This is a genomic window from Acinetobacter sp. UBA6720 (assembly GCF_002454215.1).
In the GTDB taxonomy this organism is placed as follows: Bacteria; Pseudomonadota; Gammaproteobacteria; order Pseudomonadales; family Moraxellaceae; genus Acinetobacter.
The window spans coordinates 1-4,304 of the sequence record NZ_DKIK01000144.1 but is presented as its reverse complement, the minus strand read 5'-3'; the positions used below and the strand labels follow the sequence as shown (position 1 = coordinate 4,304).

At 37.1% G+C, this 4,304-nt stretch carries 2 protein-coding genes and 1 pseudogene; all 3 read right to left on the bottom strand.

Annotated elements, in window-relative coordinates; translation table 11 throughout:
• Positions 1-98: 98 nt before the first annotated feature.
• A complete protein-coding gene (locus tag B4F08_RS12745; RefSeq protein ID WP_291374588.1) occupies positions 99-1,100 on the bottom strand; it encodes an inovirus-type Gp2 protein in 1,002 nt (333 codons plus the stop codon).
• 441 nt (positions 1,101-1,541) lie between these two features.
• Entirely contained in the window at positions 1,542-3,974 is a 2,433-nt protein-coding gene (locus B4F08_RS12740; RefSeq protein WP_291374587.1) for a hypothetical protein, read from the bottom strand.
• Positions 3,975-4,081: 107 nt separating this feature from the next.
• Positions 4,082-4,304, bottom strand: a pseudogene (locus B4F08_RS12735) (hypothetical protein); the annotation flags it as partial.

Below are 4,304 nucleotides of genomic sequence, written 5' to 3'. Positions count from 1 at the left end.
AAAACGTCATGTTCTAATCGGGGTGCTGTAACAAACTCTAACTCTGAAGGGTTCATGTGTTGTCCTATGAATGAATTGATTTCATAGAACTGGCATGTTCATATTTTTTTAAACCAAATCTCCTCTTCCAGCTTTGCTAAAGCAGTCTGCGCATTCCACTCTTTGATTCTTCTATTTTCTTCTGTATCAGGTATTGGGCGACCATGATGCTGATAATCCCCCTTATAAAACGTTTTACGCCCTCGTGGTTTAACCAATAACGTCTGCTCGTATTTATCTGGGTCACTGAGATACGCAACTGCACCCAAAGCATTATTGCCTTGTTCGGGTATTGTTCGACGAATATCTCCAATGCCTAAACGACCTTGTTTCTCGTAGTTTTCTTTATTTTCTGTCGTGTTGATGTTCCATCCCGTCCCTTTGCCTAAAGTAATCTCATTCCACTTCTCAATTACCCCTTCAGCAATCTTATAATCGCTCTGGTGCTCAGACCGATTAATCACCAATGCTAAGTGAGCATGAAAGCCTTTGGTTATACCCTGCTCCAGTGCGATCGCATAGGTCAAAAGTGCATCAAAATATCCATTCTTATCAGTGATCAAATCACGTAGTTTTCCGATATGCTGATAGAAGTCATTTACTGTAATTTCACTCATGCTGTCCTTGCTATAGCTCAAATCCACTCTGATCACTAGAACCGAATAATACCCCTTAATTGCGCCTTCGAACTCCTCAAGTAATGCCACTCGATTGAATTCTTTCCGTCTCGCAAAGCTTTTGATCTCATCACGTATCAGCCCTCGATGCGCATGCAGGATTCGTCTTAATGCCTTAATTTCCCCTATTGAAAGCCCTGTCAGATATTCAGCAAAGCTAAGCATGCCACGTTGGCTATTGACGTATTCAGTAACTGCAATAAACGCCCTAAGCGATGCTGCATACTCAAGCCCTTCTTGTTTAAACGCTTCAAATGCGCAATACAAGCGTTCTAGGTTGAAAATGAATGCTTCGTCTGAAATATCAAAATTAAGACATACATCCACAAAGGTATGAATGGTACACATCACCCCTGCCTGATCATCTAAATCCAATGGGAACACGTTGAACTTCCTTAACTATGATTCACGTCATAGTTAAGCAATCGACTTATTTTTTTAAATAGTGTTCTTATCTAGAGTAAGAACAAGTCATCCACTATCCGCATATATCGAATAGTGCTCTCATCCTACATGGACTATTGGTCCCTATCATCATCCATATTGGGTATATATTCAGATCTGAATGACATGTCTAACTGTTCTTGTTATCTGTATGAGTAACAGTGATTGTATTGATATATCTAGTATTTATAGTTCTATACGCTATAGTCATTAATCTATTATTAGTATTAATCTCTATATTAATAGTATATAAAACCGTCTTAGCGTAAAAGCAATAACCATAGCCCAGCCGATCAGCAGAATTTCCAGACCTTCGGCTAAGCTCGGCTTTTTATATATTTTAGCGTTACGATAGTTAAGTCAGAAAAATGGTTTTCAGCTTTATTTTCTCTGAATCCCCTTAATATTTTTTTTGTTCGCAATTGGGGTCAAAACAAAATACTGAAAATAATGACTGGCTTCATAGAACCATGAATGCAATATTTTTTTCAGTTTTTTTCGATCTTCTTCCAAAGTTTGGAAGTCTACGTCATCTAATCTGGATGTTGAAATGTCAATAGATACATGATCCGCATCAATGGTGTTATTATCATTGTATTTACCGAACAACATTCTTAATTTAGCGAGAAACAGTGTTTTGAAGCCCCCTCCCAACTCGCCAGTCCGCTCATCATAATCGGTATAATTACTATCGATCGAAAACAACAGGGTTACTTTATAAGTGGGCTGAGCTGATTGACACTGAATGATGGTCCAATGACCAAGATATGCATAGATTTCTGGCTGACCCACTTTTTGCAATCGATCTATTGCCTTACGAATTGTAGAATCAATCATCGTAAAATTTTCAGTAAAATTGCCACAGCCAATCACCAGAGTTAGCAATACATGTGTCCCCTGATAAGCCTGCATCTCATCCCAGTATTTCAAATACATTCTATACGCTTTTTTGCTTTGTGCACTTTGTGAATTTAACCATTTTGCTACAGACTGTCCTTGGTGTTGCGCATTTTCCCTTACTGTGCTTAGCTCTTTCTTTTTAAGTGTATGGTTGATATAGCTGAATCTGCTTAAGACTGATACACCGATCTGATCTAAGGCTTTCCCATAATCACACAATTCAACTAATGTTCCTGCTAATAAAGAACGGATATTTTCAACAAGTGTGTGCTTAATTTCATTTGGACGCATCACCTGCATATGGAACTTAGCCTGCCTTTCTTCTATCTGCTGCAATGCCAAAAAACCAACCAGAACTCTTGTACTAAAAATACAGCCATACTCCTCAAGCAATCTTTTCAGCGATGTATAAATATCTATAAAGCTCACTCCAGCAAAGAAATACTCATAAATTCGATTGAGATCCGTTGCCCAAATAGGACGATTAACCATTAAAGGTTGATACAATGATTGCTTCCACTCTCCAGCCAAGTAGACAAACATTTCAATTTTAATCAGCCATTGAAAATCTGTATAAAGATTGAAGGGATAAGCGATTTCGAATTTTCGTATTAAAAAATTATAGCAATGTTGAATTTCTGCAAGTTGCCCAGCAACAGATCTGGAAAATTTACTTTTTTTGAGTAAATCTGCGTATATTTTTTGATGAGCAGAATAAGGTTTATGAACAGTATTTCGTTTTTGCTTTACTGCTGTTTTAGCAAGTACTGGCTGATCTTTGGCTGTTTCGAATTCTGAATAGCATCCTGCTTCTAATGCGTGTCCTGCGATACTTACAGTAAAAAGCTCGGTTTGGTTAGCAAAATAATTTAACGTGGTCCGAACAAAATTTTTGTATTTTGCTGAGTCTTTTTTTAGAATTCCATCCGTCTCAAAATCATCCCACTGATAATTTTGCACCCTCACGCAATAAGGCTTGGTTTGCAATTCTAAACCAGGAGCCAAAGTACAACGTTCGAATTCCGTCAAATCATAAAACGTACTTTCCCAGACCTGCCGAATTTTTTCTTCGAGTGATGCGATCGTTTCTGAACGTGTATTTCTAAAACAAAAAACAGCAAAAATATTAAAACAGTAATTAATACCAAATTCAATTTTATCAAAATGTGTCAGCAATCCTTCAATATTGCGTATTTCCGCTCTAAAAAATTGCAGGTGCTTTTGACAGCGCTCTTTAGCATGATTTAGATTATTGGAGTCAGCCGATACATTGTATAAGGGATCGATATACAATAATTTTAGGCTGATAAATTTAATGGATTGGCTGTGCTTGAAGCAAGCATCAAGTTTTGCTTGAAACGGAATAATTCGACGATCCATCTCATTCATGAATTGATCAGGAATGGTGAGTTGCTGATCAAAAAAACTTAACGTCTTTAGATCGATATTTCCTTTTGGAAAATCAATTTTGATGAAGGGAATCGTATGCTGATCGACAGCCTTAGCAAATAAGGCAGGATATTCGATTTGAGCATCGATCAAGCGCATTTCAGTGTAAAATGGGAATACTGAAGCTTGATTAAGCTTTACAGAGGTTAGACACGCTGAAAGATGATGATATTGCTTTTTTTTATCTTCTAGGACGCGATGGAAAGATGCCAGTATTTGATCTCTAAAAAAATCAGAATTGTCTTCTACATATGCTTTAGATAGGTTAAACTCATACAGCTTAGAAAGAAAATCTAACCCAATTTTTTGTGCTTTATTCGGTTGTTGCCGTACTCCTCCAGCAGGATCAAAATAATAATTAAACTGAACAAGTCTCATCCAAAAGAGAATTATTCCTGAAATGTCCTTCACCCTCTGCCGATAACTAATTTTCCCCGATACCACCCCAAATCCCCCCAATTTCATTACATAGTCAAAATACTATATTACTCTGCTTATTTTTAATTTAAGACCCTATCTTCACATTATCAAAAATCAGAATAAAAAACACCTTTTTAGACAGGTTTCCAAGCTCAACCTGAATGATGAACGAGAATTTTCACCATAAGATTTCGATGTCGTCGCAGGTGATTGACTAGTACTTCATCGCAATATGCTGTATTAAATGGGAGTTGCTTTTGCTGTGGAAAATACCGCTCTGGATGCTGTAGAAACTGTTCCCATTTTTTATTTTCATTCTGTAATTCCCTGATCTGGTTTAGATAGGTTCTATCCTGAATTTTAAATGACACACCA

Coding starts and splice junctions, on each gene's coding strand:
- B4F08_RS12740 (WP_291374587.1), bottom strand. CDS start 3,974: ATGAAATTGGGGGGATTTGGGGTGGTATCGGGGAAAATTAGTTATCGG.